The sequence below is a fragment of the Bradyrhizobium sp. genome (genome assembly GCF_049581145.1).
GTDB lineage: Bacteria > Pseudomonadota > Alphaproteobacteria > Rhizobiales > Xanthobacteraceae > Bradyrhizobium.
Map to the genome: position 1 here is coordinate 1 of NZ_JBAURI010001234.1, position 6,448 is coordinate 6,448.

The window sequence follows — 6,448 nt, forward strand, 5'->3', positions numbered from 1 at the left end:
GGCATTACCTTCATCTCCGCGCTGTTTCCGATCCCCAAAATCGCGCTGCTGCCGCTTCTGATCCTCTGGCTCGGGATCGGCGAGGAGCCGAAAATCGCGACCATTGCGCTGGGCGTGTTTTTTTCCACCGCGATATCGGTCTATAGCGGTGTCGACGCCGTGCCGCGCAATCTGATCCGGATGGCGCAGAGTTTCAACGTGCCGTTTGCCACCATCGTGCGCAAGGTGATCTGGCCGGGCGCGCTGCCGGCGATCCTCGCCGGCTTTCGCATCACCGCGTCGGTGGCGCTGCTGCTGGTGGTCAGCGCGGAGATGATCGGAGCCGAATACGGCATCGGAGCCTTCGTGCTGCAGGCCGGCAATCTGATGCAGACCGATCAGCTGCTCGCGGGCGTGGTGATCCTGTCGCTGTTCGGTCTTGCGGTTGGCAGGCTGATCAATTGGCTGGAGACCCGGCTGTTGCATTGGCGGTGAGCGGTCGTCGCTGTCGCGAATGACAAGGCAATCCAGCGGCAGCTGTCGTCCCGGCCCAGGCCGGGGGCCGTGACCACCGGCGTTTGTCTTGGGACGGTGTCGGCCACTCGGCCTTGTTGATGGAATCCGCGGTATGGGCGCCGGCGTGCGCTGGGCCGATGCAAGGTCTATGCGTTGCCACGGTCTTCCCGGAACAGGTCGAGCTTCTGCTGCACCGGGCGGTCGGAGAAGCTGAACAGCACCGAATCGACTTCCGCCTCGTGGGTGACCCAGTGCCAGCTCGGCACCACGAACAGATCGCGCGGGCCCCATTCGAAGGTCTGATCGCCGATCCGCGTGCGTCCCCTGCCTTCGATGGCGGCGAACACGGTGGCGTCGGTCGAACGATAGCGCGCGGTCGCAAAACCCTTCGGCAGCAGCTGGATGAAGGTGCCGATGGTCGGCATCGCGAAATCGCCGGTCTCCGGATTGGAGAATTTCAGTTTCAGCCCGTGGCAGGCGTCCCATTCGTCGCGCGCCTTGGCCTGTTCCAGCGCCTCGCGCGTACGGCTGTAGGGATAGTTGAAGATCGGCGATGTCTTCGATGTCCGCTTGCCGTCGACCGGCAGCAGATTGTGGCCGTAGCGGGCAAAGCTGTCGCCGGCGGGCTTGGTGATCGTCTGCTGATCTTCCTTCGCGCCCTCGGCAAAGGAGGCATCGAAGAACTGCACCATCGGAATATCCAGTCCGTCCAGCCAGAACATCGGCTTGTCGGTCTCGTTGGAATGATCGTGCCAGGTCATCGACGGCGTGATCACGAAATCGCCGGGCTCCATCGCGGTTCGCTCGCCATCGACCGAGGTATAGGCGCCCTTGCCCTCGAGCACGAAGCGCAGCGCCGACTGGCTGTGCCGGTGTGCCGGCGCAACGTCGCCGGGGACCACCATCTGGATACCGGCAAACAGCGACGTTGTCGCCTTCGATTGGCCGCGCAAGCCCGGATTTTCCAGGATCAGCACCCGCCGTTCGGCTTCCTTGGCGGTGATCAGTCTGCCCGCTTCCGTCATGTAGTCGCGGATGGTGTCGAATTTCCACAGATGCGGCCGGCACGCGCTCTTCGGCTCCGGCGTGATCAGATCGCCCATCACATTCCACAGCGCGGAGAGATTCTCGCCATCGATCTTCTTGTAGAATGCCTCGCGTTCCGGCGTTTTCTGCACGGCTTCCATGGGCGGCCTCCCGTCATTCTTGTTGGCTGATTGACAGCATACTGACAGTGTGGCTAGCGTCAATTCAATCATAAAAATGACGGGGAGGTTCCGATGAAGCTGCACGGCTATTTTCGCAGCAGCGCGTCCTACCGGGTCAGAATAGCCTTGAACCTGAAGGGCTTGCGGGTCGAACACCTGGCGCACCATCTGCGCAGAGGCGAGCAGCGCGACCCCTCTTATCTCGCGATCAATCCGCAAGGGCTGGTGCCGACGCTGCAGGACGATTCCGGCGCGATCATCACCCAGTCGCTCGCCATCATCGAATGGCTCGATGAAACCCACCCCGAGCCGCCGCTGTTGCCGCCGGATGCGCTGCGCCGCGCAAAAGTTCGCGCCTTCGCCGAGGTGCTGGCCTGCGACACCCATCCGGTGCAGAATCTCAAGATCCTGGCGCGGCTGCGCGAGCTCGGCCTGAAGGAAGATCAGGTGACGGCCTGGGCCGGCTGGGCCAACCGCGAGGGCCTTGCGGCCTGCGAGAAGTTGATTGCCGGCGAACAAGCCCGCTTTTGCTTCGGCGACGCACCTGGCCTTGCCGATCTCTGTCTGGTGCCGCAGCTGGCCAATGCGCGGCGCTTTGGCGTCGACGTCAATGCCTTCCCACGCCTGCTCAAAGTCGAAGCCGTCGCAAAAGCGCTGCCGGCATTCGCCGACGCAGCTCCTGACAAGCAGCCCGATGCCGAATAAGTCTTCGCTCACGATGGATGCGGTCTACACCAAGCCAGGCTATCTGTTCCGGCGCATGCAACAGATCGCGGTCGCGATCTTTGCCGAGGAGTGCAGGGCCTACGATCTGACGCCCGTGCAGTACGCGGCGCTGGTCGCGATCCGCACCCATCCCGGCATCGACGCGACCCGGCTGTCGGCGGTGATCGCGTTCGACCGCTCCACGCTCGGCAGCGTCATCGAGCGGCTGGAGGCCAAACGCCATATCGAGCGCAAACCGGCGGCCGAGGACAAACGGGTCAAGCTGCTTTATCTTACCAGGTCCGGCGTGACCTTGCTGCGCAACATCATGCCCGCGGTGGATCGCGCGCAAGCGCGGATGCTGCAGCCGCTCCGGCCTGCCGACCGCAAGACGCTGATGGCGCTCATGACGCAGCTGGTCGATCTCAACAACGAGGTCTCCCGCGTGCCGCTGCGTGCCGAGGACGCGCTCGAACATCTCGGGAGGTCGGGCTGATGACGGTGACCAGGCAGCCGGTCCTGATCGCGGGCGGCGGCATCGGCGGCCTCGCCGCCGCGCTGGGCCTCGCGCAAAAAGGCTTTCGTTCGATCCTCTTGGAGAAAGCGTCCGCGCTGGGCGAGATCGGCGCCGGCATCCAGCTTGGCCCGAACGCGTTCCATGCCTTCGACTATCTCGGCGTCGGCGCAGCCGCGCGCGGCATGGCTGTTTATATCGACCAGCTCCGGCTGATGGATGCGCTGACGGCCGAAGAGATCACCCATGTCGATCTCGGCGAGCCGTTTCGCGTCCGCTTCGGCAATCCCTATGCGGTGGTGCATCGCGGCGACCTGCATGGCGTGCTGCTGAAGGCCTGCCGCGACAGCGATCTGATCGAGCTCCGCGTCAGCTCCGAAGTCGTGCGCTACGATCAGGATGGCTCGACGGTGACCGCGCATCTGGCCGATGGCGCGTGGGTCACCGGCTCGCTCCTGATCGGCGCCGACGGGCTCTGGTCGAATGTCCGCAAGCAGGTCGCGTCCGACGGGCCGCCGCGCGTTTCCGGCCACACCACCTACCGCTCGGTGATCCCGACCGATGAAATGCCGGAGGATCTGCGCTGGAACGCCGCGACGCTGTGGGCCGGCCCGAAATGCCACATCGTGCATTATCCGCTATCGGGCTGGAAGGTGTTCAACCTCGTCGTCACCTATCACAACGACGCGCCGGAGCCTGTGGCGGGCATGCCGGTCTCCGAAGAGGAGGTGATGCGGGGGTTTGGCCATGTCCATGAGCGTGCCAAGGCTATCATCCGTCACGGCAAGAACTGGAAGCTCTGGGTGTTGTGCGACCGCGATCCCACCGAGCGCTGGCTCGACGGCCGCGTCGCGCTATTGGGCGACGCCGCGCATCCGATGCTGCAATATTTCGCGCAAGGCGCCTGCCAGGCGATGGAGGACGCGGTCTGCCTGTCGCACATGCTGTCGCACCATGACGATCAGGCCACGGCGCTCGAACACTACCGCGTGCAGCGCTTCCCACGCACCGCGCGCGTGCAACTGACCTCGCGCGCGATCGGCGAGCACATCTATCATCCCGCCGGCGAGCACGCCCGACTTCGCAACGCCATCATGAGCGCGAAGACATCGGAGGATTGGTATCGCGATCTGGCTTGGCTGTATGGCGGGACGGGATTGGGGAGCTAACTAATACGGGAGCGTCGTTGCGAGGAACCATCGGGTCGGCGCAAGGCGCCGCCCCCATGGCGACGAAGCGATTCATATCGTCTTGGCGGGTTGCTTAGCTGCGCTCGCAATGACGATTCCGTACACTACATCTTGAGCACGGCCTGGCGGTCGATCTTGCCGGTGCCGGTCTTCGGCAACTCATCGATGAAGATGATCTGGCGCGGATATTTGTAGGGCAGTAGCTTTGCCTTGACGAAATCCTGCAGCGATTTTATGGCGTCAGCATCGTCGAAATCGCGGCGATTCATCACCACCACCGCCTTCAGCGTCATGCGGCGGTCCGGCAGTTCGGCGGCGAACACCGCGCATTCGCGCACGTCGGGATGATCGGCGAGACACAGCTCGACCTCGAGCGGATAGACCCATTGGCCGGAAATCTTGATCAGGTCGTCGGCGCGGCCGCGGAAGAAATGAAAACCTTCGCTATCGCGCACGAAGCGGTCGCCGGTATAGATCCAGCCGCCGGCGCGGATGGTCTCCGCGGTCTTGTCCGGCCGGTTCCAGTATAGCGGCGTGTTTGAATCACCGCGCACCCACAAGATGCCTTCCTCGTCGTCGTCGACGGCGCGGCCGTCCTTGTCCTTCAGCGCGATCTCATAGCCGGGCACGCGCAGGCCGGCGGCGCCGGGCTTCTTGTTGTCGGGACGATTGCAGAGATAGATATGCAGCACTTCGGTGGAGCCGAGCCCCTCGACGATCTCGAGCCCGGTCAGCGCCTTCCAGCCATTGAAGACATCGCTCGACAGCACTTCGGCCGCCGAGAGCGACATCCGCAGTGAGGAAAAGTCGGCGACCGCCGCGTCGTCGGCCTTGGTCAGCGAGGTATAGAGCGTCGGCAGGCCGAAGAAGATCGTGGGCCGAAACCGGGCGATGGCTTCGAAGATCGCGGCCGGTTTTGGCTGGCCCGGCAGCAGCAAGGTCGCCGCGCCGGCCGCGAACGGGAAGGTGATGGAATTGCCAAAGCCATAGGCGAAGAAGATCTTCGGCACGGAGAAACAGATGTCGTCCTGGGTCAATTTCAGGATGCTCTGCGCGAACGCCCGGTCGCTATAGGCCATGTCGTGCTGCAGATGCACGATGCCTTTGGGCCGCCCGGTCGAGCCCGAGGAATACATCCAGAACGCCATCTCGTTGCGATGGGTGTCGGTCTCCGCAAGCTCGGCTGCAAATTCCGGCAACCAGTGCTCGGCGGCAATCGTCGTCGGCGCGCTGTGCGCGCGCGCGTGGCCATTGACCACGATCAGCGTGCGCAGCGCGGTATCCTGGCAGGCCTGTGCATCGAAGCGCGCAGCGAACGCGGCCTCGGTGACAGCGACCGTGGCGCCGGAATCGGCGAGATAGAACTGCAGCAAGTCCGGCGGCGTCAGCGTGTTGATCAACAGCGGCACGAAGCCGGCCCGGACCGCGCCGAAAAATGCCGCCGGATAGGCCGGCGTGTCGTCGAGGAACATCAGGATGCGGTCGCCGCGCGTGAGCCCCAGTGACTGCAAGCCGTTGCCCCAGCGGCCGGCCTCGGCGCAGAGCTCGGCATAGCTGCGCGTTCCGGCCGGTCCGGCGAGGGCCAGCCTGTCGCCACGGCCGTGAGCGAGATTGTCGAACAGGATCCGGCTGGCGTTGTAGCGCTCGGGAGCCGCAAAACCGATCTCGCGCGCGCCGGGACTGTCCGGCGGCACGCCATCATCGATCTCGGGCGTCATGCGGCGCCTCCCATGGTCCGGGACGCCTCGTAGCGGGCCATGAATTGCGGCGACATCGTCCGCAGCCGCGAATCGTCGATTCGGCCCGAACGGGTCATATAGCCATAGGCGAAATCCATCAGCTCGCGCTGCATATGGGCCGGAAATTTCTCGTACCAGTCGGCGCTGGTACGCGCCGCCGTCACCAGCTTCTTCACGATCGGCTTGCGCTCGGCCTGATAGCGCGCGAGCCCACGCGCGACATCGGCCTCCGCCTCCAGCGCCTTGGCGAGCGCGATCGCGTCCTCGATCGCAAGCCGCGTGCCCGAGCCGATCGAGAAATGCGCCGAATGCAGCGCGTCGCCGATCAGCACCATGTTGCGGTACGACCAGTGTTCGTTCCAGATCCAGGGGAAATTGCGCCACACCGATTTGTTCGAGATCAGTTCGTGTCCATCGAGCGTGGCCGCGAACACCTGCTCGCAGACCGTCTTGGATTGCTCGACCGTCTTGTCGGCGAAGCCATAGGCGTCCCACGTTGCCGCATCGCATTCGACCAGGAACGTGCTCATGCCGGGCGAATAGCGGTAGTGATGGGCGTTAAAGCTGCCGCGCTCGGCCTTCACGAAGGTCTGCGAC

7 protein-coding genes are annotated in these 6,448 nt (G+C 64.3%); 4 read left to right on the forward strand and 3 right to left on the reverse strand.

The annotated features are described in order from the left end of the window. Positions 1–474 (forward strand): ABC transporter permease (locus WCB02_RS39250; protein ID WP_423967721.1); only part of this gene is annotated, 474 nt, incomplete at its 5' end. 167 nt (positions 475–641) lie between these two features. On the opposite strand, the gene gtdA is transcribed toward WCB02_RS39250, so the two are convergent. Then, entirely contained in the window at positions 642–1,682 is a 1,041-nt protein-coding gene (gene gtdA, locus WCB02_RS39255) for a gentisate 1,2-dioxygenase (RefSeq protein WP_423967723.1), read from the reverse strand. Positions 1,683–1,775: 93 nt separating this feature from the next. On the opposite strand from gtdA, the gene maiA reads away from it, so the two are divergent. From maiA to WCB02_RS39270, 3 genes are read left to right on the forward strand one after another with little or no spacing between them, the layout of a single operon-like run. Continuing rightward, a complete protein-coding gene (maiA, locus tag WCB02_RS39260) occupies positions 1,776–2,408 on the forward strand; it encodes a maleylacetoacetate isomerase (RefSeq protein ID WP_423967725.1) in 633 nt (210 codons plus the stop codon). After that, positions 2,398–2,904: a MarR family winged helix-turn-helix transcriptional regulator gene (locus WCB02_RS39265; RefSeq protein WP_423967728.1), complete on the forward strand. Its 507-nt coding sequence runs from the start codon at positions 2,398–2,400 to the stop codon at positions 2,902–2,904. Before maiA ends, WCB02_RS39265 begins: the two co-directional genes overlap by 11 nt. Further along, positions 2,904–4,091, forward strand: coding sequence for a 3-hydroxybenzoate 6-monooxygenase (locus WCB02_RS39270; protein ID WP_423967730.1), 1,188 nt, complete (start codon positions 2,904–2,906; stop codon positions 4,089–4,091). Before WCB02_RS39265 ends, WCB02_RS39270 begins: the two co-directional genes overlap by 1 nt. A 125-nt stretch (positions 4,092–4,216) precedes the next feature. Here the strand turns inward: WCB02_RS39270 and WCB02_RS39275 are convergent, their stop codons facing one another. Together WCB02_RS39275 and WCB02_RS39280 are read right to left on the reverse strand one after the other, a co-directional pair. After that, entirely contained in the window at positions 4,217–5,830 is a 1,614-nt protein-coding gene (locus WCB02_RS39275) for a benzoate-CoA ligase family protein (RefSeq protein ID WP_423967732.1), read from the reverse strand. Next, a partial coding sequence (locus tag WCB02_RS39280; protein ID WP_423967734.1) for an FAD-dependent monooxygenase occupies positions 5,827–6,448 on the reverse strand: 622 nt, incomplete at its 5' end. The genes WCB02_RS39275 and WCB02_RS39280, both read right to left, overlap by 4 nt.